The 23,948-nt window shown below is 55.2% G+C and carries 26 protein-coding genes and 3 tRNA genes; 22 read left to right on the top strand and 7 right to left on the bottom strand.

Features of this window, described 5'->3' with window-relative positions; all coding sequences use genetic code 11:
• Positions 1-299 precede the first annotated feature (299 nt).
• The 5 genes from IE156_RS15635 to rpsJ all read left to right on the top strand — a co-directional run bounded on the left by IE156_RS15635 (position 300) and on the right by rpsJ (position 2,325).
• Positions 300-386, top strand: a tRNA-Tyr gene (locus IE156_RS15635).
• Positions 387-442: 56 nt separating this feature from the next.
• Positions 443-516: transfer RNA gene (locus IE156_RS15630), tRNA-Gly, on the top strand.
• Positions 517-555: 39 nt separating this feature from the next.
• Positions 556-630, top strand: a tRNA-Thr gene (locus IE156_RS15625).
• A gap of 42 nt (positions 631-672) precedes the next feature.
• Positions 673-1,863 carry an elongation factor Tu gene (tuf, locus tag IE156_RS15620; RefSeq protein WP_189393581.1) on the top strand — a complete coding sequence of 397 codons (1,191 nt, stop codon included), beginning with the start codon at positions 673-675 and terminating at the stop codon, positions 1,861-1,863.
• 150 nt (positions 1,864-2,013) lie between these two features.
• Positions 2,014-2,325: a 30S ribosomal protein S10 gene (gene rpsJ / locus IE156_RS15615; protein ID WP_003803053.1), complete on the top strand. Its 312-nt coding sequence runs from the start codon at positions 2,014-2,016 to the stop codon at positions 2,323-2,325.
• A gap of 7 nt (positions 2,326-2,332) precedes the next feature.
• On the opposite strand, the gene IE156_RS18455 is transcribed toward rpsJ, so the two are convergent.
• On the bottom strand, positions 2,333-2,545 hold the full coding sequence (locus IE156_RS18455; RefSeq protein ID WP_229841415.1) for a hypothetical protein: 213 nt from the start codon (positions 2,543-2,545) through the stop codon (positions 2,333-2,335).
• Positions 2,546-2,693: 148 nt separating this feature from the next.
• Here IE156_RS18455 and IE156_RS15610 point away from each other — a divergent pair, with 148 nt between their 5' ends.
• The 12 genes from IE156_RS15610 to rpsQ all read left to right on the top strand — a co-directional run bounded on the left by IE156_RS15610 (position 2,694) and on the right by rpsQ (position 10,337).
• Positions 2,694-4,532, top strand: a complete 1,839-nt coding sequence (locus IE156_RS15610) for a glycine betaine ABC transporter substrate-binding protein (protein WP_229841413.1) — start codon at positions 2,694-2,696, stop codon at positions 4,530-4,532.
• Positions 4,529-5,371, top strand: a complete 843-nt coding sequence (locus tag IE156_RS15605; protein WP_189393579.1) for an ATP-binding cassette domain-containing protein — start codon at positions 4,529-4,531, stop codon at positions 5,369-5,371. Before IE156_RS15610 ends, IE156_RS15605 begins: the two co-directional genes overlap by 4 nt.
• Positions 5,372-5,615: 244 nt before the next feature.
• Positions 5,616-6,290 (top strand): 50S ribosomal protein L3, encoded by a 675-nt coding sequence (gene rplC / locus IE156_RS15600; protein WP_189393578.1) that lies wholly within the window; start codon positions 5,616-5,618, stop codon positions 6,288-6,290.
• A 3-nt stretch (positions 6,291-6,293) separates the two neighbouring features.
• Positions 6,294-6,914, top strand: a complete 621-nt coding sequence (gene rplD / locus IE156_RS15595; RefSeq protein ID WP_094198176.1) for a 50S ribosomal protein L4 — start codon at positions 6,294-6,296, stop codon at positions 6,912-6,914.
• Positions 6,911-7,207, top strand: coding sequence for a 50S ribosomal protein L23 (gene rplW / locus IE156_RS15590; protein WP_189393577.1), 297 nt, complete (start codon positions 6,911-6,913; stop codon positions 7,205-7,207). The genes rplD and rplW overlap by 4 nt, the downstream gene beginning before the upstream one ends.
• 1 nt (position 7,208) lies before the next feature.
• The gene (gene rplB / locus IE156_RS15585; protein ID WP_189393576.1) at positions 7,209-8,036 is read left to right on the top strand and encodes a 50S ribosomal protein L2; all 828 of its coding nucleotides are present in this window, start codon (positions 7,209-7,211) and stop codon (positions 8,034-8,036) included.
• A gap of 12 nt (positions 8,037-8,048) precedes the next feature.
• Positions 8,049-8,324: a 30S ribosomal protein S19 gene (rpsS, locus tag IE156_RS15580; protein WP_189393575.1), complete on the top strand. Its 276-nt coding sequence runs from the start codon at positions 8,049-8,051 to the stop codon at positions 8,322-8,324.
• Between the two features lie 3 nt (positions 8,325-8,327).
• Positions 8,328-8,657 carry a 50S ribosomal protein L22 gene (rplV, locus tag IE156_RS15575; RefSeq protein WP_189393574.1) on the top strand — a complete coding sequence of 110 codons (330 nt, stop codon included), beginning with the start codon at positions 8,328-8,330 and terminating at the stop codon, positions 8,655-8,657.
• Positions 8,658-8,666: 9 nt separating this feature from the next.
• On the top strand, positions 8,667-9,440 hold the full coding sequence (gene rpsC / locus IE156_RS15570; protein WP_189393573.1) for a 30S ribosomal protein S3: 774 nt from the start codon (positions 8,667-8,669) through the stop codon (positions 9,438-9,440).
• 2 nt (positions 9,441-9,442) lie between these two features.
• Entirely contained in the window at positions 9,443-9,859 is a 417-nt protein-coding gene (gene rplP, locus IE156_RS15565) for a 50S ribosomal protein L16 (protein WP_189393572.1), read from the top strand.
• Between the two features lie 9 nt (positions 9,860-9,868).
• Complete coding sequence (gene rpmC / locus IE156_RS15560) at positions 9,869-10,060, top strand: 50S ribosomal protein L29 (protein ID WP_189393571.1); 192 nt, start codon at positions 9,869-9,871, stop codon at positions 10,058-10,060.
• Position 10,061: 1 nt separating this feature from the next.
• Positions 10,062-10,337: a 30S ribosomal protein S17 gene (gene rpsQ / locus IE156_RS15555; RefSeq protein WP_189393570.1), complete on the top strand. Its 276-nt coding sequence runs from the start codon at positions 10,062-10,064 to the stop codon at positions 10,335-10,337.
• A 182-nt stretch (positions 10,338-10,519) separates the two neighbouring features.
• Here rpsQ and IE156_RS15550 read toward each other — a convergent pair whose 3' ends face one another.
• Positions 10,520-11,491 (bottom strand): AraC family transcriptional regulator, encoded by a 972-nt coding sequence (locus IE156_RS15550; protein WP_189393569.1) that lies wholly within the window; start codon positions 11,489-11,491, stop codon positions 10,520-10,522.
• A 129-nt stretch (positions 11,492-11,620) separates the two neighbouring features.
• Here IE156_RS15550 and IE156_RS15545 point away from each other — a divergent pair, with 129 nt between their 5' ends.
• The 5 genes from IE156_RS15545 to IE156_RS15525 all read left to right on the top strand — a co-directional run bounded on the left by IE156_RS15545 (position 11,621) and on the right by IE156_RS15525 (position 16,100).
• Positions 11,621-12,181 carry a carboxymuconolactone decarboxylase family protein gene (locus IE156_RS15545; protein ID WP_189393568.1) on the top strand — a complete coding sequence of 187 codons (561 nt, stop codon included), beginning with the start codon at positions 11,621-11,623 and terminating at the stop codon, positions 12,179-12,181.
• On the top strand, positions 12,166-13,257 hold the full coding sequence (locus IE156_RS15540; protein ID WP_189393567.1) for an acyl-CoA dehydrogenase family protein: 1,092 nt from the start codon (positions 12,166-12,168) through the stop codon (positions 13,255-13,257). Before IE156_RS15545 ends, IE156_RS15540 begins: the two co-directional genes overlap by 16 nt.
• Positions 13,254-14,063 (top strand): ABC transporter ATP-binding protein, encoded by an 810-nt coding sequence (locus IE156_RS15535; RefSeq protein WP_189393566.1) that lies wholly within the window; start codon positions 13,254-13,256, stop codon positions 14,061-14,063. Before IE156_RS15540 ends, IE156_RS15535 begins: the two co-directional genes overlap by 4 nt.
• Before the next feature lie 10 nt (positions 14,064-14,073).
• Complete coding sequence (locus tag IE156_RS15530; protein ID WP_189393565.1) at positions 14,074-15,270, top strand: ABC transporter substrate-binding protein; 1,197 nt, start codon at positions 14,074-14,076, stop codon at positions 15,268-15,270.
• A gap of 80 nt (positions 15,271-15,350) precedes the next feature.
• Complete coding sequence (locus IE156_RS15525) at positions 15,351-16,100, top strand: ABC transporter permease (RefSeq protein ID WP_189393874.1); 750 nt, start codon at positions 15,351-15,353, stop codon at positions 16,098-16,100.
• A gap of 408 nt (positions 16,101-16,508) precedes the next feature.
• On the opposite strand, the gene cysG is transcribed toward IE156_RS15525, so the two are convergent.
• The 5 genes from cysG to IE156_RS15500 all read right to left on the bottom strand — a co-directional run bounded on the left by cysG (position 16,509) and on the right by IE156_RS15500 (position 23,930).
• Positions 16,509-17,963, bottom strand: a complete 1,455-nt coding sequence (cysG, locus tag IE156_RS15520) for a siroheme synthase CysG (RefSeq protein WP_189393564.1) — start codon at positions 17,961-17,963, stop codon at positions 16,509-16,511.
• 2 nt (positions 17,964-17,965) lie between these two features.
• On the bottom strand, positions 17,966-19,675 hold the full coding sequence (cysI, locus tag IE156_RS15515) for an assimilatory sulfite reductase (NADPH) hemoprotein subunit (RefSeq protein ID WP_189393563.1): 1,710 nt from the start codon (positions 19,673-19,675) through the stop codon (positions 17,966-17,968).
• 11 nt (positions 19,676-19,686) lie between these two features.
• Positions 19,687-21,516, bottom strand: coding sequence for an assimilatory sulfite reductase (NADPH) flavoprotein subunit (locus IE156_RS15510; RefSeq protein ID WP_189393562.1), 1,830 nt, complete (start codon positions 21,514-21,516; stop codon positions 19,687-19,689).
• 154 nt (positions 21,517-21,670) lie between these two features.
• Positions 21,671-23,335 (bottom strand): AMP-binding protein, encoded by a 1,665-nt coding sequence (locus IE156_RS15505; RefSeq protein ID WP_189393561.1) that lies wholly within the window; start codon positions 23,333-23,335, stop codon positions 21,671-21,673.
• A gap of 22 nt (positions 23,336-23,357) precedes the next feature.
• Complete coding sequence (locus IE156_RS15500) at positions 23,358-23,930, bottom strand: chalcone isomerase family protein (RefSeq protein WP_189393560.1); 573 nt, start codon at positions 23,928-23,930, stop codon at positions 23,358-23,360.
• Between the last annotated feature and the right edge of the window lie 18 nt (positions 23,931-23,948).

Genomic DNA, 23,948 nt, shown 5'->3' with positions numbered 1-23,948 from the left:
GTCCTAAAAGGGGAGGGGCAGGATGCTCGGACGAGCAGAAAATCAGGCGAAATTCTTATTGGTATCGTTTGCTTACAAAAATAAGGCATAAAAATACAGAAAAAACTATGTGTTTACCCGGATTTCGTTCGAATTTACCTGTTTTTGAAGTGTTCAAAACTGAGTGGAAATTCCTCATAAAACAGGGATAAAATCACTCAAATACTGGGTTTTCAAAAAAAATCATCGAATTATTAAGTTTTTGACCCAAAAGGCTTGACGAGTTACGGAAACATGTCCATAATTCGATTTTCGCTCAGGGTGGGATGTCCGAGTGGTTAAAGGAGGCAGACTGTAAATCTGTTGACCCTGCGTCTACGTTGGTTCGAATCCAACTCCCACCACCAGCATTTTTCTAAAGTTCGCCAGCAAGGCAACTTTAGGAGAGGGTGAAGAAAAGTCTGCGGGTGTAGCTCAATGGTAGAGCAGAAGCCTTCCAAGCTTAAGACGAGGGTTCGATCCCCTTCACCCGCTCCAGGTTTTAAAATCTTTGGCTTTTCTTAGTCGAAGTTGAATGCCCATGTGGCTCAGTGGTAGAGCACTCCCTTGGTAAGGGAGAGGTCACGCGTTCGATCCGCGTCATGGGCACCACACCCCTCATCTCTATATCGCTTCTCCCTTCAGGAGTCTGCTATGGCAAAAGGTAAATTCGAACGGACCAAACCGCACGTTAACGTCGGCACAATCGGTCACGTTGATCACGGTAAAACCACTCTGACCGCTGCAATCTGCACGGTTTTGGCTAAGGCATTCGGCGGTGAAGCGCGCGATTACTCGCAGATCGACAACGCCCCTGAAGAAAAAGCACGTGGTATCACTATCAGCACCTCGCACGTTGAGTACGAGACGCCTGCTCGCCACTACGCACACGTTGACTGCCCCGGTCACGCTGACTACGTCAAAAACATGATTACCGGTGCTGCCCAGATGGACGGCGCGATCTTGGTGTGTTCGGCCGCTGACGGTCCTATGCCCCAGACTCGTGAGCACATCTTGCTGAGCCGTCAGGTTGGCGTTCCTTACATCATCGTGTTCCTGAACAAGGCCGACATGGTGGATGACGAAGAGCTGATCGAACTGGTCGAAATGGAAGTGCGCGAGCTCTTGTCCAAGTACGACTTCCCCGGCGACGACACCCCGATCATCAAGGGTTCGGCCAAGCTGGCTCTGGAAGGCGACGAAGGCCCATTGGGCAGCCAAGCTGTTTTGGCTTTGGCCGAAGCGCTGGACAACTACATTCCTACGCCAGAGCGTGCCGTTGACGGTGCATTCTTGATGCCTGTGGAAGACGTGTTCTCGATCTCCGGTCGTGGTACGGTTGTGACCGGTCGTATTGAGCGCGGTATCGTTAAAGTCGGCGAAGAAATCGAAATCGTGGGTATCAAAGACACGGTCAAGACTATTTGTACCGGCGTTGAAATGTTCCGCAAATTGCTGGACCAAGGCGAAGCTGGCGATAACGTCGGTCTGTTGCTGCGTGGTACCAAGCGTGAAGACGTTGAGCGTGGTCAAGTTTTGGCCAAGCCCGGCTCGATCAAGCCACACACAGACTTCGACGCCGAAGTGTACATTCTGTCCAAAGAAGAAGGTGGTCGTCACACTCCTTTCTTCAAGGGCTACCGTCCTCAGTTCTACTTCCGTACGACTGACGTGACCGGTACGATCGAATTGCCAGAAGACAAAGAAATGGTTCTGCCAGGCGACAACATCTCGATGAAAGTGTCCCTGATCGCTCCTATCGCCATGGAAGAAGGTCTGCGCTTCGCTATTCGCGAAGGCGGCCGTACCGTTGGCGCTGGTGTTGTGGCTAAGATCCTGAAGTAATAGGCCTAGATTGCAGCGGGAAGGTGTAAGCCTTACCGCTGCAACTTTGCTTCACTACCCCCAAAAAGGGGATTTTTTACAGTGAGTTAATCCGGAATTCTGGATGTCATTGCTAAAAAGCCCCACTTATATCGTTCTTTAGGATTACCCATGAAAAACCAGAAAATCCGCATCCGTCTGAAGGCTTACGATTACAAGTTGATCGATCAGTCTGCTGCTGAGATCGTAGAAACCGCTAAGCGCACCGGCGCTGTTGTTCGTGGTCCAGTACCACTGCCAACACGTATCCGTCGCTACGACATTCTGCGTTCGCCGCACGTCAACAAGACATCGCGCGATCAGTTTGAAATGCGTACCCACCAGCGCTTGATGGACATTGTCGATCCTACCGATAAGACCGTCGACGCTCTGATGCGTCTGGATTTGCCAGCAGGTGTAGACGTCGAAATCGCTCTGCAGTAATTTCTGCTTAGCTGTTCGAGATACATTGAAGAAAACGCCATGCAATAGCATGGCGTTTTTTTTTGTCCGTAAATTTGCTTTTGATGTTGATGATGATACGGCGATTGCTCGTTTTCCCTGAACAGAGCAAGAGGTTGGCTTTCTGGCCCTTCACGGCTGGTTCATCACGGCGTTGATTTTGGATAAAGCGGGTTTTGGTTTGTTTTTTACGACCGGACACACTTTGACCCGGGAACAAATGCGACGATGGGCAGGGTTGAAGGAGGACAAAAATGATAAATCGGAGACGAAAGCCTTTCCTGGCCCTATGGTATTTCCTGGCACTCTGGCTATGTCTGTGGGGGAGCAGTGCATCAGCGCAAGCGTGTGTGGATGATCAACCCATACGGCTGGCCGACTTGAGCTGGGAAAGTGCGGCATTTAGCACTGAGCTGTATCAACAGATCCTGGAGAAGGCCTACGGTTGCAAGACCGAACGGGTGCCAGGTTCCTCGGCAGCTCTGGAAAGTGCACTGGCGCAAAATGATATTCAAGTAATTGGCGAGATCTGGTCCGGGCGAACCGAGATTATCGAAAAGGCAATTAAAGCCGGTCAGGTGCAGGTGATTGGCAATACCTTGATGGGTGGGGCCGAGCAGGGCTGGTATGTCCCGGACTATGTGGTCGATGGCGACCCGGCAAAAGGTATCAAGCCAGTAGCCCCCGATCTGCGGACAGTCGAGGATCTGGGACGCTATGCCACGGTCTTTAGTGATCCGGAGCAGCCTGGCAAGGGCCGCTTTTATAATTGCCCCTCTGGCTGGGTATGTGAAACCTTTAATAGCCGTCTGTTCGATCTCTATGGCCTGGGCGAGCATTATCAAAATTTCCGGCCCGGCACCGGCGCGGCTCTGGACGCGGCAATTAGCGCTGCCTATGACAGGCGTGAGCCTATCCTCTTCTACTATTGGCAGCCCGCGGGCTTGATGGCCAAGTATTCTTTCAAGAAACTGGTCAGCGCTCCTTTCAATGAGGGCTGCTGGGAGGCCGCCGTCTCGGGTAAAGGCAAGATCTGTCCGACAGACTTCATCCTGGCGCAGATTGGCGTAGCCGCCTCGACTCCCTTTGTTCAGTCTCATCCCGATCTGGTGACTCTGTTTGAGAAGATCCGGTTGGAACCCGAACAGATGAACACCATCATTCTGGGTATGACGGAAGGCGGGCAGAACGCAAGCACGCAGGTACAGAAGTTCTTGAAGGAGAATCCTGAGCAGTGGCGTAGTTGGATGCCGGTGGCTCAGGCCGATCGTCTGCAGGCGACCCTAGCACCTCAAGAAACAAAAACGGTGCGCGCGGTACAGTCCGGCTTTTTCCCACAGTGGTCGGCAGCAGATTGGGTGAATCGCCAGTTGTTGGCCGCAGTACAAGACTGGGGCACGGGGTTCCGTCAGATCAGTGCCTGGATCCTGACGCATGCGATTTTGCCGGTAGAGCGAGTGTTACAGCAGGTGCCTGCCTGGGCGATTCTGGCCTTGACGGGTTTGTTGGCCTGGTGGGGGCAACGCCGCTTTGTACCTGTGCTGCTTTATGTTGCCGGCTTGTATCTGATTGGTGCGATGGGCTTATGGGACAAGCTGATGCAGACCTTCACACTGGTCTTGGTCGCTACGGTGTTTTCCGTCTTGATTGGCGTTCCACTTGGGATTCTCAGTGCCCGCAGCCGTCTGCTGCGAAAGGTATTAACGCCCGTGCTGGACGTAATGCAAACCATGCCCAGCTTTGTGTACTTGATTCCGGTGCTGATGTTATTCGGATTGGGTAAAGTGCCCGCTGTCCTGGCGACGGTTGTTTATGCAGTCCCGCCACTGATCCGCCTGACCAGTCTGGGGTTGCGGCAGGTAGACAAACACGTGATGGAAGCCGCGCAGGCATATGGCGTCACGCGCTGGCAAATGCTGACTAAAGTTACCTTGCCCTTGGCGCGACCCAGCATCATGGCTGGGATCAATCAAACAACCATGATGGCGCTGTCCATGGTGGTAGTCGCTTCCATGATCGGCGCCCAAGGTTTGGGTGAGGATGTGCTGGCCGGGATTCAGACACTGGATATAGGCCGTGGTTTACAAGCCGGGGTGGCGATTGTGATTCTGGCCATTGTCATTGACCGCATTTCCCAATCGTTTGGGCGCTCCCAGCGTCATCGTCGTCGGGTCAGGAGGCAAGCATGAGTACGGTATCGAGCACGAGTAGCGAGCAGACCGCCTGCAAGATCGAACTGCGAGACGTCTATAAAGTTTTTGGTAATCGCGCTACCGAGGCGGTGGAGCTCCTGAAACAGGGACTTGATAAACAGGCCGTACAAAAGCAGACCGATTGCATTGTGGGTTTGGCCGGAGTGAATGCTTGTTTTCCCGCGCAGCAGATCTCCTGCGTCATGGGTTTGTCGGGTTCTGGCAAATCGACCTTGGTACGACATATCAATCGTTTGATCGACCCTAGTGCCGGGCAAGTATGGGTGGACGGGCAGGACATCCTGCAACTGGATATGGCCAGCCTGCGGCAGTTCCGGCGTTATGGAATCAGCATGGTATTCCAGGCCTTTGGTTTGTTGCCTCACCTGACGGTAGCCGAGAATGTGGGGTTTGGGCTTGAGGTCCGTGGCGACAAACCCCAGCAAACGCGTGTACAGGCCCAGCAGTGGCTGGAGCGAGTGGGCTTGCAAGACTATGCCGATAATTACCCTGACGAGCTGTCGGGCGGAATGCAGCAGCGGGTAGGATTGGCTCGAGCGCTAGCCGTGGATGCCGATATCTTGTTGATGGATGAGGCTTTCTCGGCGCTGGATCCTTTGATTCGCTACGAGATGCAGGACGAGTTATTGCGCTTGCAGCAGAGCCTGAAGAAAACCATCGTCTTCATTACTCACGATATCGATGAAGCTTTGCGTTTGGGGCAGCATATTGTGGTTTTGCGCGAAGGACGGGTAGAGCAAAGTGGCACGCCAACACAAATTCGGGACGAGCCCGTGAACGAGTATGTCGCGCGTTTTGTAAATAAGTCCGCATAATTAAAACCCGATTTTAGTATCAGTTTTCTTGATGTGGCTTGGCAGGTCAATCCCCCTGAATTCAAAAAAACTGTTGTCAATCAAGCAGTTTAGGGCAGATTTTTGCAGTAAATCTTGCTTGGCTTTACAGCGCCGTGCTATATTTACTAGCTTAGCCAAAAAGTTTTGGTTATGGTCGTCGCGCAAATTATTGCGTGTACTCTCAGTTAGCCCCGACCAATCGTAGTCGGGAATGGAGAAAACGATGTCGAACTCGACACCTACGCCTGCCGCATGGCGGCTGGGCCTTGTTGGGCGTAAAGTTGGCATGACCCGTGTGTTTACAGAGGAAGGCGAGTCCATCCCTGTGACCGTACTGGACGTGTCCAACAACCGCATCACCCAGGTCAAGACGCCCGCTGTTGACGGTTACGCCGCTGTACAGGTTGCCTTTGGCACCCGTCGTGCAACGCGTGTTACCAAGCCCCAGGCAGGGCATTATGCAAAAGCTGGCGTTGAAGCTGGCAGCATCCTGAAAGAATTCCGCCTCGATCCCGCTGCTATAGCCGAGCTTGCTGCCGGTTCTGTAGTCGCTGTGGAAAGCATTTTCGAAGCGGGTCAGAAGGTTGACGTTACAGGCACCACGATTGGTAAAGGCTTTGCCGGTACCATCAAACGCCATAATTTTGGCGGCCAGCGTAACAGCCACGGTAACTCGCGCTCGCACCGCGTACCCGGTTCCATTGGGCAAGCCCAGGATCCAGGCCGTGTGTTCAAAGGTAAAAAAATGTCGGGCCATATGGGTGACGTTACCCGTACGGTTCAGAATCTTGACGTGATCCGCGTCGACGCCGAGCGTGGCTTGTTGTTGGTCCGGGGCGCTGTCCCAGGTCACAAGAATGCCAATATCGTTGTGCGCCCTGCTGTGAAAGGAGCCTAATCCATGGAACTGAAGCTCCTGAACGAACAAGGCCAAGCTGCATCCACATTGCAGGCCAACGAAACCGTTTTCGGTCGTGAATTCAACGAAGCCCTGGTTCACCAGATCGTTGTTGCATACCAGTCCAATGCTCGCAGCGGTAATAGCAAGCAATTGACTCGTGCCGAAGTCAACCACAGCACCAAGAAGCCATGGCGCCAAAAAGGCACCGGCCGCGCTCGTGCTGGTATGACATCCTCGCCCGTGTGGCGTGGAGGCGGTCGTGCATTCCCGAACACTGGTGAAGAAAACTACACGCACAAGGTCAACAAGAAGATGTACCGCGCCGGTATCAGCGCGATTCTGTCTCAGTTGGTCCGTGACGAGCGTCTGTTGGTTGTTGATTCCTTCACTCTGGAAGCACCCAAGACCCGTCTGGCAGCCAACAAGCTGAAAGACCTGGGCCTGGAATCCGTGCTGATCATCACCGACGCGCTGGACGAGAACGTGTACTTGGCTACGCGTAACCTGCCTCACGTTGCTGTGGTTGAACCACGCTACGCAGACCCGCTGTCCCTGATCCACTACAAAAAAGTGTTGGTCACCAAAGCGGCTGTCGCTCAGTTTGAGGAGATGTTGGGATGAACGCCGAACGTCTATTGCAAGTAATTCTGGCTCCTGTCGTGACTGAAAAAGCCACGTTCGTTGCCGAAAAAAATCAGCAAATCGCTTTCCGCGTCGCTCCTGATGCTACCAAGCCTGAAATCAAAGCTGCTATTGAACTGTTGTTCAAAGTAGAAGTGGAATCGGTGCAGGTGCTCAATCAGAAAGGCAAAGAAAAGCGCTTTGGCCGTTTCATGGGTCGCCGCCGCAGTGTGCGCAAGGCATATGTCTCGCTCAAGCCCGGTCAGGAACTCGACTTTTCTGAGGTGAACTAACATGGCATTGGTAAAAGTTAAACCAACGTCGCCAGGTCGCCGTGGCATGATCAAAGTAGTTCACCCTGAACTGCACAAAGGCGCTCCTCACGCGGCGCTGCTCGAGAAAAAATCCAGCAGCGGTGGCCGTAACAACAACGGTCACATCACGGTTCGTCACCGTGGCGGCGGTCACAAGCAGCACTACCGTATTGTCGACTTCCGTCGCAACAAGGACGGTATTCCTGCGAAAGTAGAACGTCTGGAATACGATCCTAACCGCAGCGCTCACATCGCATTGGTGTGCTACGCAGACGGCGAACGTCGTTACATTATCGCTCCCCGTGGTTTGGAAGTGGGTACAACGTTGTTCTCTGGCGCGGATGCTCCTATCCGTTCCGGCAACACCTTGCCTATCCGCAACATTCCTGTGGGTCAAACCATTCACTGCATCGAGATGCTGCCTGGTAAAGGTGCTCAAATCGCTCGTTCGGCAGGTGGTTCCGCTGTGTTGTTGGCTCGTGAAGGCACGTACGCTCAAGTACGTCTGCGTTCCGGTGAAGTTCGCCGCATTCACATCGACTGCCGCGCTACGATTGGCGAAGTAAGCAACCACGATCACAGCCTGCGTCAGATCGGTAAAGCTGGTGCTGTGCGTTGGCGTGGTGTTCGTCCTACCGTTCGCGGTGTGGCAATGAACCCAGTCGATCACCCGCACGGTGGTGGTGAAGGTCGTACGGGTGAAGGCCGTGAGCCAGTCAGCCCATGGGGTACTCCTGCCAAGGGCTACCGCACCCGTCGTAACAAGCGCACAGACAACATGATTGTTTCGCGCCGTAAGCGCAAGTAAGGGGCGAACACTATGTCACGTTCGATCAAAAAAGGCCCATTCGTTGATGCTCACCTGATCAAAAAGGTGGATGCAGCCGTCGTGGGTAACGATAAACGGCCGATCAAAACCTGGTCACGCCGTTCTACCATCCTGCCTGAGTTCATTGGGCTGACCATTGCCGTTCACAATGGCCGTCAACACATTCCCGTTTACATTAACGAGAACATGGTTGGCCACAAGCTCGGTGAGTTCGCCATGACCCGTACGTTCAAGGGTCACGCTGCGGATAAAAAGGCGCGGAGATAAGTGATGGAAACTACAGCAATTATTCGTGGAGTCCATATTTCGGCGCAGAAAGCACGTCTGGTCGCGGACCTGATCCGCGGCAAGTCCGTCGCTCACGCTCTGAATACGCTGACTTTCACTCCTAAGAAAGCCGCTGGCATCATCAAGAAAGCTCTGGAGTCGGCAATTGCCAACGCTGAGCACAATGACGGCGCCGATATCGACGAATTGAAAGTCACCTCCATTTTTGTGGACAAGGGCCAATCGTTGAAGCGTTTTTCTGCACGAGCCAAAGGCCGCGGTAACCGTATTGAGAAGCAGACTTGCCACATTGTGGTCAAAGTCGGCGCTTAAGGAGTCACAATGGGACAGAAAATCCACCCAATTGGGTTCCGCCTGGCTGTTAACCGTAACTGGAGCTCGCGTTGGTACGCCGACGGTGCTGCGTTCGGTGCGATGTTGGCTGACGACATCCGTGTGCGCGAATACCTGAAACGCAAGCTGAAAAGCGCGTCCGTTGGCCGTGTGGTCATCGAGCGTCCTGCCAAGAATGCTCGCATCACTATTTACTCGGCTCGTCCTGGTGTAGTGATCGGCAAGCGCGGCGAGGACATCGAAAGCCTGAAGGCTGACCTGCAGCGTCTGTTGGGCGTGCCAGTGCACGTTAACATCGAAGAAATCCGCAAGCCTGAAACCGACGCTCAACTGATCGCCGACTCCATTGCTCAGCAATTGGAAAAGCGCATCATGTTCCGTCGTGCGATGAAGCGTTCCATGCAGAACGCCATGCGTCTGGGTGCCCAAGGCATCAAGATCATGAGCGCGGGTCGTTTGAACGGCATCGAAATCGCTCGTACCGAATGGTATCGCGAAGGTCGTGTGCCTCTTCACACTCTGCGCGCTAACATCGATTACGGCACGTCTGAAGCACATACGACGTACGGAATTATCGGTATCAAGGTCTGGGTCTACAAGGGCGACATGTTGCCTAACGGCGAAATGCCTGTAGATACCGTGGCCCCTGATGAGCGCCGCCCACGTCGTCCACGTGGCGATCGTCCTGAAAATCGTCGCCCTGGTGGTCGTGGTCGCGCGCCTCGTAAAGACGCAGCTCCTGCTACGTCCGAAGGAGAATAAACATGCTGCAACCAGCTCGCAGAAAGTTTCGCAAAGAGCATAAAGGCCGTAATACCGGTCTGGCTACGCGTGGTGCGCAAGTTTCGTTTGGCGAATTTGGTCTTAAGGCCACTGACCGTGGCCGTCTGACTGCTCGTCAAATCGAAGCAGCTCGTCGTGCAATTAACCGTCACATCAAACGTGGTGGCCGAATTTGGATCCGTATCTTCCCCGATAAGCCGATTTCGCAGAAACCTGCTGAAGTTCGTATGGGTAAAGGTAAAGGGAATCCAGAGTTCTGGGTCGCTGAGATTCAACCAGGTAAGGTCTTGTACGAAATGGAAGGTGTTAGCGAAGAGCTGGCACGCGAAGCATTCCGTCTGGCCGCCGCCAAGCTGCCTATCTCGACGACGTTCGTAACGCGTCAGATCGGTGCTTAAGGAGACGTCATGAAAGCCAGCGAACTCCGTACTAAAGATGCCGCCGAGCTCCAAACTGAGCTCGAGAGCCTGTTGAAAGCACAATTTAACCTGCGTATGCAGCGTGCTACTCAACAGCTTTCCAACACCAGCCAAATCGGTAAAGTACGTCGCGACATCGCTCGCGTCCGTACCGTCATGGCTGAGACCGCAGGAAAGTAAGATGAGCGAAACTCAAACTCCAGCAAAACGTCAACGTAGCTTGATTGGTCAAGTTGTCAGCAACAAGATGGACAAAACTGTCGTCGTTCTGGTTGAACGCCGCGTTAAACATCCTTTGTATGGCAAGATCATCGTCCGCTCCAATAAATACAAAGCGCACGACGAGACCAACCAGTTCAACGAAGGCGATACCGTTGAGATTATTGAAGGCCGTCCTATCAGCCGCAGCAAGTCCTGGACTGTTGTGCGTCTGATCGAAGCAGCCCGCGTGATCTAAACGCTTGCTCAGGTGCCAGGCTTAGGCTTGGCCCTGGTAGGTCAAAAAAACCCCCGATCTGTTTACAGGTCGGGGGTTTTTTTATGTCCAAACGCTGTGTAGGTATGACAAGCGGTTTTTTTTTCTGCGCATTTGAATGGGCTGTGCGACATCATTACGAGGGCATAGCCACTACTATGGATTTAACGGCGCGGCTCTTGCTTGCGCCACTGCGCCGGGCTGACACCGACACTGCGCCGGAACGCGGCGCTAAAGGCGGCTGCCGAGCTGTAGCCGATACGCTCTGCGATCTGCTCCATGGTCAGACCTTGCTCTAGCTGGCGCTTGGCTAGTTGCATACGCAGTTGCAGCAGAACCTGGGCAGGGGCCATGCCGCACAGCAGCGTAAAGCGTCGATGAAAGGCTGCGCGGGACATATTCAGATAGGCCGCCATCTCGTCCACTGACCAGGCCTTGGCCGGTTCGCGTAGCAGTTGCTCGATCAAACCGCCAAAAGCAGTATCGCTGGCCAGATGAATCAGGCCAGCAGGCAGTGCACCTTCGGCGGGTGTCTGCCCGATTTTCTGGCGCAAGGTATAGAACAATAAAAGCTCCACCAGCTTCTCCAGCAGGGTGGAATTAGCCTGTGGCTGACGTCGCATTTCAGCCTGGATCAAGTCCAGTAAAGGACGGCCGGTGTCTGCATCCGCTTGGGAGCTATCAATCAGTAAAACATCGGGCACGGTTGCCAACAGCAACTCGCTCAAGCCACGACCCAGATCCAGAAAACCACAGAGCAATCCGGTGCTCTGTGGCACCTGATGTTCCAGGCTCTGCATGGTTTGCCGCTGCATAGCTGCATTCCAGTCGGGTGGATTCGGGGACGAACTTAAGCGGTGGGGCACATCTCGCAGGAAGAAGACTGCATCGCCCGCTTGTAAGACCAAGGCTTCCTGGTATTGGATATGCAGCCAGCAGGGCCCATGCAGAACCACATGGAAACCCGCCCGTTGATGCCCGTGCAGGCTGCTTTCCCATTGGTTGCAGTACTGGCCCAAGTGAAACAGGCTGGCCGAGATCTCCAGCCCGGATAACAGCAGCTCCTCCACAGGGCGGTGTCCTGTGTCTTTAGAGTCGACAGCGCAATGGCTGTCAGGGAGGGCAGAATCGCTCATGCAGAAAATATGCTTATTTCTTTTCGTGGATATTTTTAATATGAATACCGCTATGTTCGCACATGGAGATAAGGGCTCATACGATCGACAATAAAACCTTTCCAGATTAATTAAGGAATGGACGCGATCATGACCCGCTTAACTTTACATACTGTGGACTCCGCTCCTGACGCGGTCAAACCTGCCCTTGAAAAAGCGGTTCGCGGTAGCGGCTTTTTATCCAATCTGTTGGCGGTTTTGGCTAATGCCCCCGTTGCGCTGCAAGCCTACCAGGATATGTCCGCCTTGAACGCTACAGCCAGCCTGTCCCTGATCGAGCGCGAGGTCGTGCAACTGGTCGCCGGTACCACCCATGGCTGTCGCTTCTGCGTGGCGGGTCACACTGCAATCGCTACCAACAAAGCCAAGCTGGACCCAGAAATCCTGGCCGCCTTGCGTGCCCGTGGCTTTGACCAGATCAATGATGAACGCTTGCAAGCCTTGGCGCTGTTCAGCCGTGCGGTAATTGATACCCGTGGCCAGGTCTCCGATCAGGCATTGGCTGATTTCCGTGCTGCGGGTTATGGCGATCAGCAGGCGCTGGAAGTGATCACCGGCATTGGTCTGGCGACGATCTGCAACTTTGCCAATAATCTGGCCCAGACGCCCCTCAATAGCCAGCTGGAGGCCTACGCATGGGAAACGCCTTAAAGCGCGCTGAGCAGGCTGTGCTGGCCTCAGAGCAGCCTGTTCTATCGCCCCACTTGGCCCAGTGGCTGGAAGAGCATGCCTTGTCTCTGGATAACGATGCCTCCCAGGCACAGGCCTTGCTGCCACGGCTGGCGCAGGACGGCTTGTTAAGCCTGGGCCTGGAAGCGGACTTTTCTGACTTTGGCGATGCTGTTCAGTCCATTGTGGCCGTAGCCGAACATTCGTTGACGGCAGGCTTTGTTCTCTGGAGCCAGCGCACGTTTATTGAATATCTGCGGGATGTTCAGGACCCGGCCATGCGCGAGCGTTACCTGCCCGGTTTGCTGGACGGCACGATTGCCGGTGCAACTGGCCTGTCCAATGCCATCAAATTTTTGGGTGGCATCGAAGAGCTGCAAGTACGCGCTCAACCCGAGCAGGGTCAGTGGCAGTTTGAAGGCCGTTTGCCCTGGATTACTAATCTGCGCCCCGGAAAATGTCTGGTTGCGGTCGTGGCCGCCATGCCAGAGGATCAAGCGGGCATTTGGGTTGCGGAATTGGGTGACTCCGGTTTGGAGCGCTCTGCTGATCTGGATCTGGTTGGCTTGCGTGGCAGTAATACGGCCGCCTTGCAGTTCGATGCGGTGCGTCTAGGCGCGGAGCGTTTGATGCATCCCGATGCAGGCCAGTTTGTACGCTCGGTACGGCCACGATTCATGGCGCTGCAATGTGGCATGACGATGGGTCTGGCACGCCGGTCCCTGAAGCAAGTATTAGCTGCGCCGCGCTGCCAGTGGGTGCAGGAAGAGCCTGCTCGTCGCTTGCTGGATCGTGTCCAGAAACTGTCTGATGTGCTGGTTGATGCCGTTCGTAAACCTGGCTCGGCCACACCGCCTGATCTGTTCAAAGTTCGTATTGAACTGAGCAGTCTGGCTTCTCAGGCTGTTGCTTTGGAAAGCTCTGCCATTGGTGGTGCGACCTATATGCAAGGCAAGCATCCCCAACTGTTGCGCCGCTATCGCGAAGCCATGCTGGTGCCTTTGATTTCCCCCACAGTAGCTCAGCTGAAAGCTGAGCTTGGGCAGGATGCTCCATGAGTTTCACCGCCCCCTCTCATCGCAATTTTGAAGAGGCCGGGCTTTTATCCGCGCGTGGTATCAGTCTGGCCTACGGTGGCCAGACTATCTTGCAGAATCTGGACCTGGATGTGCAGGCTGGCGAGATCGTCGCACTCTTAGGCCCTAGCGGAGTGGGCAAGTCCTCCTTGTTGCGGGTACTGGCTGGTTTGCAGGTGCCCACCCAGGGCGAAGTTTCGTTTCTAGGACAAGCCGTGCGCGGGGTTCATCCTGCCCTGGCCATGGCTTTCCAGGAAGCTATCTTGTTGCCGTGGTTGAACGTGCAGGCCAATACGGGCTTTGGTCTGGGCTTCGCCCGCCAACCCTCTTTGCCTGCGGCAGAGCGCCGTCTGCGTGTAGAGCAGGCTTTGCGCCAAGTGGGTTTGTATGAAAGCCGCTATCAACGCCCCGGTGCTTTGTCGGGTGGGATGGCGCAACGCGTTGCCATTGCTCGCTGTCTGGCCAGACGCCCCCAGGTCTTGTTGATGGATGAGCCCTTTGGCGCATTGGACGAAGTGACCCGTCGCCAGATGCAGGAGCTGATTTTGTCGATTCGTGACCAGACGGGCTGCGCCATTGTGCTGGTTACGCACGATATTGACGAAGCCCTCTTGTTGGCCGACCGGGTGCTTCTATTAGGGGGCCGTCCTGCAGGCTTACAACGCGAATGGACCTGTCCGGCTCACCCCCGCTCTCATCTGGATAACTGGCTTCAGGCCATACGCCTGGAAATTGTGGCCTGTCTTGAGCAAAGCCTGTATCAGACGGTTCACGCTACTGTTTTGTAAGGTGCCTTTCATGATTGAATCTCCTACGTCCCGAACCCGTCGTGACCTGCTGAAGCTGGCGTCTCTGTTGACGGTGGCCGGTGCTGCTCCCTTGCTGGCACAGCGTAATGCCCGTGCGCAAAGCGAGTCGGATGCACCTTTGCGCATTGGCTATTTACCTATTACTGATGCCACCGCCATGTTGGTAGCACATCACAATGGTTACTTTGAAGAGGCGGGCATTGCGGTTGAAAAGCCGGTGATGGTGCGCAGCTGGGCCCAACTGATCGAGGCCTTTATCTCCGGACAGGTTAACCTGGTGCATCTGCTCTCGCCCATGACGGTCTGGGCGCGTTACGGCAGCAAAGTACCTGCGAAAGTCGTCGCCTGGAATCATATGAGTGGTTCGGCCATTACGGTGGCACAGAACATCAGTTCTGCCGAGCAGTTAGGTGGGCAGACAGTGGCTATTCCTTTCTGGTATTCCGTTCATAACGTGGTCTTGCAGCATGTGCTGAAAGCACATGGCTTGACCCCCGTGGTGAAAAGCTCTGGTAAGCCAGCCGCCAATGAGGTCAATCTGGTGGTGATGGCACCTGCCGATATGCCGCCTGCGCTGGCTTCGGGAAGAATTGCCGGTTTTACCGTGGCCGAGCCTTTCAATGCCTTGGCTGAAACGCAGGGTATGGGTCGCATTTTGCGTTTCACTGGCGATGTCTGGCGCGATCATGCCTGTTGCGTGGCCTTTATGCATGAGCAGGACTTGCAGACGCGGCCTCAGTGGTCACAAGGTGTGGTGGACGGTCTGGTCAAGGCGCAGATCTGGATACGGAGCAACCGCGCCGAAGCGGCCCAAATCTTGTCGCGTGAAGGTGGCAATCGCTACACCCCGCACACTCAGGAAAACCTGTTGAAAGTCCTGTCCCCAGATCCAGCAGACCGCGCTGAATACCTGGAGTCGGGCGTGATTCGTCACCCGGATTGGGATGACCAGCGTATCGATTTTCAACCCTATCCTTTCCCCAGCTACACAGAGTCTTTGGTGCAAATGCTGCAAGGCACCTTAATTCAGGGCGAGCGTGGTTTTCTGGAGGGCTTGTCTCCGCAACATGTCGCCAGCGACTTGGTGGATGACCGTTTTGTACGTGCGGCTCTGGAAAAGCAGGGTGGTCTGGCGCAGTTTGGCTTGCCTGAGCAGTACACCCGTAACGAGAGCATTGTTGTATGAGTCTAAGTGCTTCCGCTTCGTCCTCCAGCGTGCCACAGGTGGTGCAGTCTGATAGGCCGGTGTCAGTGCAGCGGCCCAAGTTGAACGCCTGGGTCTCGAGCACGCTGTGGGGGCTGGGCGGTTTGCTGGCCGGGGTGCTGCTGTGGTGGCTGGCAACAGCCTGGTCCAGCAGTCCCTTGATGCATCAGTTTGGCCCAAGCGCTGCTTTCCCTAGCCTGCTGGAAATATTGGGCTGGTCAGAGACCTGGATGCATGTGGGCGCCAGCCTACAGCGCATTTTTGTTGGGCTGGCGATTTCTTTGGGTGTGGGTGTGCCGGCAGGCTTGCTGCTGGGCTTGTCTGCCAGAGCGCATGCCGCTTTGACACCCTTGTTTCAGTTTCTGCGCATGATCTCGCCCCTATCCTGGATGCCGATTGCTGTCATGGCGTTTGGGATTGGAGACGCGCCTATCTATTTTCTTTTGGGTGTGGCCGGTGTCTGGCCCGTCTTGCTCAATACTGCTTCGGGCGTACGCCATTTGAATCCGCGTTGGCTGATGCTGGGCCGTAGTCTGGCAGCGACCAAGCTGGAAACGCTTTTGTATTTGATTCTGCCGGGCATTGTTGGCTCGGTGCTGACGGGCAGTCGCTTGGCGATTGGTGTGTTGTGGATTGTGTTGGTGCCCTGCGAAATGCTGGGTGTGTCCGCTGGTTTGGGCTACCTGATTTTGGATACGCGTGATCGCATGGCGTATTCCGAGCTGATGGCGGTGATTGTCTTGATTGGTCTGATTGGTTACCTGCTGGATAGTGCTTTGCGGGCCTTGTTTGCGGCTTTGGGGCAGCGTTAAAGAGATCCGCCGGCCGTCCGGGCTCAGGGAGGAGGAGGCTGCCGGCTGCTCAGCACTTTCAATTTATAGAAAATGACCATGCCACTTTCTGTTTCACACTTTTTCTGTAGAGGCCGCTGACGGCGGTGTGCGTGTTTGGCTACTGATGCAGAAGCATCAGAATATCTAACAAAAAGGCCCTCAACATGTGTTGTTGAGGGCCTTTTTTGTTCACTTTGACGTAGCTAATAAAGAAACCAATGAGGGAGGAAAGTGCAGCTTAAAGCGGCCGTCTTTCTCATCACCCAAATGCAGGGGCTTTAAAATTGCTGCTACTACATGCATTGAGGTTATGGATTGGAGCCTGTGTTGTATGCGTAGAACCGTCACTTTGCTGCGGTACTAGTCCATGCCTTTGGGAAATCGCGTTCAGGCCGCGACCAGCGTACTGTCCACCTCTTGTTCAAGCGCTGCCCGTGGACTGAGTTGATCAATCAACTCGCCATACCAGGACAAAGTGCTACCCAAGGTGGCCACCTGACCAATCACCAAAATGCAGGGGCTGGCAAATTGATGTTGCTGCGCATCCTGGGCAATATTTTCCAGTGTCGACAGCAAGGTGCGTTGTTCAGGGCGTGAACCATTTTCAATCAAGGCGCAGGGCGTGCTGGCACTACGACCACGCTGCATCAGCTCATGGCTAAAGCCCAGGATTTGCTGCAGGCCCATGTATACGGCTACGGTTTGGCTGGTATCCAGCAAGGGATTCCAATCTTCAATGCCATGACCGCTCTTGCGGTGTGCCGTCACAAATTGCACGGATTGAGCATGATCGCGATGGGTCAGCGGAATACCGCTGTAAGCGGCGCACGCGATGGCAGCAGTAATGCCGGGCACTACCTCAAACGCGATGCCGTGCTCAGCCAGATACTCCAACTCCTCACCGCCGCGGCCAAAAATAAAGCCGTCACCGCCCTTCAGGCGCACGACGGTTTGGCCGGCTCGTGCATGTTCAATCATCAGCTGATGAATGCGGTTTTGGGTTTGATGGTGATCCTCGCCCAATTGCTTGCCGACAAAAATACGGTGAGCATCGCGACGTGCCAGTTCCATTACCTGATCGGAAACCAGACGATCGTACAGGATTACATCGGCACGGTTCAGGGCGCGCAAGGCGTGCAGTGTTAGCAGGCCAGGATCGCCCGGACCGGCACCCACCAGAATCACGCGTCCTTGCGTAGCTTTGGAAGATTCAGGCTGTTGCAGTTCGTTTTCCAGGCTTAGACGAGCCTGCTCGGTTTGATGACTGCGCAGGGCAGCACCGACCGGGCCATCCAGCAGCCAGTCATAAAACCGGCGACGGGCACCCAATTCAGGGCGAGCGCGACGGATGGCACTGCGGTATTCCTGAGCCAGACGGCTGATTGCCCCCAAGCTATGGTCCAACATGGTTTCCAGTTGCTCCCTGACTCGCCGTGCCAACATGGGGGCCGAACCTGCTGACGAAATGGCAATAATCAGCGGAGAGCGATCCACAATAGCCGGTACCTGAAAACTGGACAATTCGGGATCGTCCACCACATTGACCAGAATGCGCGCCTCTTGGGCATCCTGGGCAATGACCTGGTTCACGTCCCGCTTGTCGGTCGCGGCAATAATCAGCCAAGCACCTTGTAGGTGCTGCGTTTGGTAGCGCTCCCGGATCAGGGTGATGCGTCCTTGCCGGGCCAACTCTTCCAGGCTGTCCACCACGTAGGGGGCGACCAGCGTTACCTGAGCTCCGGCAGCCAGTACCAGACGGACCTTGCGCTCGGCGATTTCTCCACCGCCGATCACCAGCACCGCGCGCTGTTTCAAATTGGCGAATAAAGGAAAGAGGTTCATAGTCAGGCCGGTTGTAAAACCAAGGGAATCAAGCGGCTTGAAGGCTCGGCAACAACGCCTGTACGAACCAGGAAATCCCCAAAGTGTTCGCTTTCCAGACGCTCGGCAGCAAAGCGGCCAAAGAGCTCGTCCAGAATGCTCAAGATTTCAGGCTCGGCAATGTTCTGGCGATAGATGACGTTCAGGCGTTCGCCGCTGAAATTGGCGCCCAAGCGCAGGTCATAACGACCCAGGGCACGGCCTACTAGGGCAATTTCCCCCAGATAAGGACGGGCGCAGCCATTGGGGCAGCCGGAGATGCGCAGCACAATGCGCTCGTCGCGCAGCTGATACTTGTCCAACAAGGTTTCCAGCTTGGGCAGCAGGATGGGGGCGTAACGTTCGCTTTCCGCCATGGCCAAACCGCAAGTAGGCAGAGACACACAGGCAATCGTGCTGCTGCGTATGCCGCTTTGCGTCTGGTATACGTCCAGCTTGTGATCCGCAACCAGCTTGTCGATAGCAGCCTTATCGGCCTCGGGAACATCGGCAATGATCAGGTTCTGGTTGCAGGTCAGGCGAAACTGCCCTTGGTGAATCTTGGCAATCTCGCGCATACCTGTCAGCCAGGGGCCAACCTCGGTATCCATGATGCGCCCCGAGTCCACGCGTAGGCTCAAGTGCCAACGGCCATTCGTGCCTTGGGTCCAGCCGAAGCGGTCGCCGTTGTGGTCAAAGTGGTAGGGACGGGACGGCTCCAGGGTTTGGCCACTGCGGTTTTGTACTTCTTCCAGGAACCAGTCGGCACCCAGCTTATCCACGGTGTACTTCAAACGGGCATGGCGGCGCTCGTCGCGGTTGCCGTGGTCACGTTGAGTGGTGATTACTGCTTCGCAAACCGCCAGTAATTGTTCGGGGCGTACAAAACCGATCACGCTGCCCAGACGCGGGTAGGTGGTGTCATCACCGTGGGTGGCACCCATACCGCCGCCAATGGCGACGTTAAAGCCCAGCAGCTGATTGTTTTCAATAATGGCAATCAGGCCGATATCCTGGGCAAACACATCCACATCATTCAAAGGAGGCACGGCAATGCCAATCTTGAATTTGCGGGGCAGATAAGTTTTGCCGTACAGCGGCTCAAAGTCCTCGCCATCGATAGCGTCTTCGACTTTTTTGCCGTCCAGCCAAATCTCGGCATAGGCGCGGGTCTTGGGCAGGAAGGTCTCGGAAATCTTGTCCGCCCACTCCTGGACCAGACCATGCTGTTCGGACAGCAACGGGTTGGTCGCGCTGACCACCTGACGGTTCACGTCGCCGCAAGTGGCCAGTGTCGTGGACATGGCGTCATTAATGGCTTGCAGTGTGGGTTTCAAAAACGGTTTACGAACGCCGTGCCATTGAAAGGTCTGGCGGGTGGTAATGCGCAGGCCAAATTGGGCCCAGTCACAGGCGATCTGGTCAAAGGCCAGCCATTGGGCGGGTGTGACTACGCCACCGGGCAAGCGGGCACGAATCATGAAACTGAATGCGGGCTCCAGTTTTTGCTTGCGGCGGTCCTCGCGTTGATCGCGGTCGTCTTGCTGATAGCTGCCGTGAAACTTCAGCAGCTTGTTGTCGTCTTCGCTGATCGCGCCAGTGATCGGGTCGGCAAGACCCTCGGTGATGCCGCCGCGCAAATAGCGGCTATCAATTTTGACTTGCTCGATAGCGGCGATTTTCTTTGTTGTCATGTCTTTGCTTCTTAATAAACGTCGCGGGCGTAGCGGCCCTGCGCCGAAAGTTCTTCCAACCAGCTGCGTGCCTGATCGGCATCCAGTCCGCCTTCTTTACGGGCAATTTCTTGCAGAGCCTGGTGTACGTCCTTGGCCATGTGGGTCGCATCGCCACACACATAAATGTGAGCGCCACCCTGAATCCAGGCGTAGACCTCAGCGGCTTTTTCCAGCAAGCGGTGTTGAACGTAGACTTTGTTTTCCTGGTCGCGTGAGAAGGCCAGATCCAGGTGCTGCAACTGACCGTCCTGCAAGGCGCGTTGCCATTCGGTCTGGTAGAGGAAATCGGAGTGAAAATGCGGGTTGCCAAAGAACAGCCAGTTGCGGCCTTCCCCACCCTTGATGCCGCGTTCTTGCACAAAGGCCCGGAACGGGGCAACACCTGTGCCAGGTCCAATCATGATCACGTCACGGCTGCTGTCTTCAGGCAGGCGGAAACGCGTATTGGGGTCAATGAATACCGGTACGGTATCGCCTTCGTTCAGGCGGGCCAGGTAGTCGGAGGTAACGCCCCAACGATCCTGTTCATTGAATTGATACTGCACATTGGCCACGGTCAGGTGGACTTCTTCATCCACCTCGGATTGGCTGGATGCAATTGAGTACATACGCGGTGTTAAGGGTCGCAGAGCCTGCACCAGTTCGGCCGCGCTCCAGGTGGCAGGGAAGCGTTGCACGACGTCCAGAACCTGATGGGTCTGCAATAGTTCCTGCAAGGTGCTCAAGCCGTTTGGACCGACCGCTGTTTGCAGAATCGTGTCTGAATTACGTTTGGACAACTCGACCAGGAAGGGCTTGGTCAGCTGAGTCAGTTCGCGGTAGTGGCGCAGCCACTCTTGCACACTGTGAGTCTTGTCCTGAAGGGTGACCACTTCTTGTGGGTCCAGCTTCAGGGCCTGGATAAGGGCTTCAACCAGTTTCTCGTTTTGTGTGGGCCATACACCCAAGGCGTCGCCGGGCTGATACGTCAGGCCGCTGCCTTCCAGGGACAATTCATAGTGGTAGATATTGCGAGTGCTTTCGCGGCCCGTAATGCTCTGATTTTGCAGAACGGTGGCCTGGAAAGGGTTGTCGCGCGTATAGCTGCTGCGTGCTTGTGTCTCCAGGACGGTGATATTGCTGGCTTGGGCAGCAGGAACTGCGACAGCATGGGCTTGATGATCGGCTTGGAGCAAACCAAACGCTTTTTCCTGCCAGGGGGCGGCGACGGTGTCGATATCCAGATCGGCCAAGCCAGCGTCTACGATGCGTTCTGCACCCAAGGCCAGAAGGCGTTGATCGATTTTTTCCGCAATGCCACAGAACAGGGGATAGCTGGAATCACCCAGACCCAATACGCCGAATTTCAGTTCGGGCAGTTTAGGGGCGCGGGCACCGGACAGGAACTCGAAAAAGGCAATGGAGTCATCCGGTGGATCGCCTTCGCCCTGAGTACTAATAACGACGTACAGCAAGCGCTCGTCTTTCAGTTCGCGCGTAGGGTAACGGTCGGCGCGCAGCAAACGCACAGGAATACCGGCGGCATCGCAGCGTTGGGCAAAGGCTTCGGCAACGCGTTGGGCATTGCCTGTCTGACTGCCAAAGAGAATCGTGGCCGGCCGTTGTGCAGGAGCGTTGGCGGCGGGTACCAAAGACAATTCGGGGGAGGCGGGCGCTTGGGCAGGAAGGCCGGTATGGCGTACTTGAGCAACACCCGCGAGATAGCCGGACAGCCAGTTCAGGGACAGCGGATCGAGCTCGTCGGTGATTTGGGCAATCGCGGTGCGATTGGCTTCCGAGAGGCGGGACAGGGCGTGCATTCTGACACTCGCTTATATAAATAGTTCGTTCCATTCTAAAGAGCGGTATCAGGGCTACGAACGATCCGATTCTTATTTGTTTATGAATACTCCGGTTAATGAAAAAGGGGCATAAGCCCCTTTCTTCTTGGTCTAAGCGCGCTTTGAATACGTGTTAGGGACGTAGCTCGCGGCGCAGAATTTTACCGACGTTAGTGCGTGGCAAGTCCTCGCGGAACTCCACCATGCGGGGGGTCTTGTAGCCTGTCAGATTCTTGCGGCAGAAGGCAATGACGTCTTTTTCAGTCAGCTCAGGATTACGGCTGATGACATAAAGTTTGACGACTTCACCCGCTTTTTCATCGGGAACACCGACGGCAGCGGCCTCGATAATATCCGGGTGCTGTGCGGCCACGGCTTCTACTTCATTGGGGTAGACGTTAAAGCCCGAGACCAGAATCATGTCTTTTTTGCGGTCCAGCAGGAATACATACCCTTGCTCGTCCATATAGCCGATATCGCCCGTGCGTAAAAAACCGTCTCGGTCAAAGGCCTTAGCGGTTTCATCGGGGCGTTGCCAATAGCCGGGAGTCACTTGTGGCCCACGAATGCAGAGCTCGCCGGTTTCACCCAAGGGCAGGTCGTTCTGGTCTTCGTCGCGTATGCGTATGTCGGTAGACGGAACGGGTAGGCCAATTGAGCCGGTGAACTCGAGCTTATCCAGCGGGTTGATGGTGGCAGCGGGCGAGGTTTCGGTCAGGCCGTAAGCCTGGGCCAAGGGTTTGCCTGTCGCTTCCAGCCAGCGTTTGGCCACGACTTCTTGAACCGCCATGCCACCGCCCAGCGTAAAGCGCAGCGAGGAGAAATCCAGTTTGCGAAACTCTGCATTATTGAGCATGGCATTGAACAGCGTGTTCACCCCGGTAATGGCGGTAAAACGCAGCTTGGACATGTCCTTGATCATGGCCGGAATGTCGCGCGCATTAATGATTAGCAAGTTTTCTGCGCCCAGGCGCAGGAAGACTAGCAGGTTCGCGGTGAAGGCGAAGATATGGTAGAGCGGCAAGGCCGTGACCACGCAGTCGATCTGGCCTTCTTTCAGATAAGGGCGAATCCAGGATAGGGCCTGGCTCAGGTTAGAGACCAGATTGCCGTGAGTCAAAATGGCGCCTTTGGCCACCCCGGTGGTACCGCCGGTGTACTGCAGGCAGGCAATGTCATCATGGGTGAGTGTAACGGGGCTGGGGGGGCGGGTGCGCCCTTTGGCCAAGACAGTTTTAAAGGAAATGGCACCGGGCAAAGACCAGGCAGGCACACCCTTTTTAATATGGCGCACGACTTGGTTGACCAGCCATCCTTTAAAGCTACCCAGGCAATCGCCCACGCTGGTCACGATGACGCGCTTGATCGGCGTCTCGTGCAGGATTTCCTGCAGCACATGGGCAAAGTTTTCCGCAATGATGATGGTTTCCGCGCCGCTGTCTTGCAGTTGGTGACGCAGCTCGCGTGCCGTGTACAGCGGGTTGGTATTAATAATGGTAGCCCCACTGCGCAATACCCCATACAGACTGATGGGGTATTGCAGCATATTGGGCATCATCAGGGCGACACGGTCCCCTTTCTTGATTCCGGCACTTTGCAGCCAACTGGCCAAGGCCATGGCATTCGTTGACAGCTCGCGGTAGCTCATACGTTTGCCCATGCTGATATAGGCAGTGCGCTGCGCGAATTCGGTACAACTTTGTTCAAATACATCCAGCAAGGACGAGTACTGCTGGGCCTGATCTTCGATAGTGGCAGGAATACCGGTGGGGTAGTGCTGCAGCCAGACTTTATCCATAAAGCGCTCCGAGGCGTGTAGGTTAAGACAGTCCCAGCAGGGCCTTTTTGAGCGACTCTTGGGCAGGCTTTTGACCTAACCAGATTTTCAGCAAAGCGGGGGTCAGATCAGGGTGCGAGAGCTCGCCCAAGACTTTGTCGTTGAACAGAATGGTCACCTTTTGGGCGTCCATATTCAGCACAACGGTATCGCCTTCCTTAGCCTCGCCCACTTGACGCATCAGGTCTTCAAACTGCTTCAAGGTGGGATCCAGCTCTTGCTTTTCAGGATCAGTCAGATTGCTGTGGATGCCGTCTTTCAAGGCATCGATCAGGGTTTGCGCGTCCAGGTCACGCTTGAGCACCAGGCGGACTTGATGCGGACCCGAGGACTGGATGATGGCTGTCGCATCCTGGGAGGGGGACGCGGTATAGAGCGCGGCAACGTACACATCAAAAACAACTTTCTTGCGCAGGCCTGCCCCATTCAGTTTCAGGCTCTGCTGCTCCACCATGACCGTGTCTGGCACGGTGACATTGGCAACAGTAGCAGCCTGGGCGGCGGGTAGCCCTAGGGACAGACTTAAAATCAGGGCGGCACAGCGGGGAGTAAACATGAAGCGGTCCTCCTGCAA

The organism is Alcaligenes pakistanensis, assembly GCF_014652815.1.
Taxonomy (GTDB): domain Bacteria; phylum Pseudomonadota; class Gammaproteobacteria; order Burkholderiales; family Burkholderiaceae_B; genus Alcaligenes; species Alcaligenes pakistanensis.
This window is presented reverse-complemented; position numbering and strand designations above follow the sequence as displayed.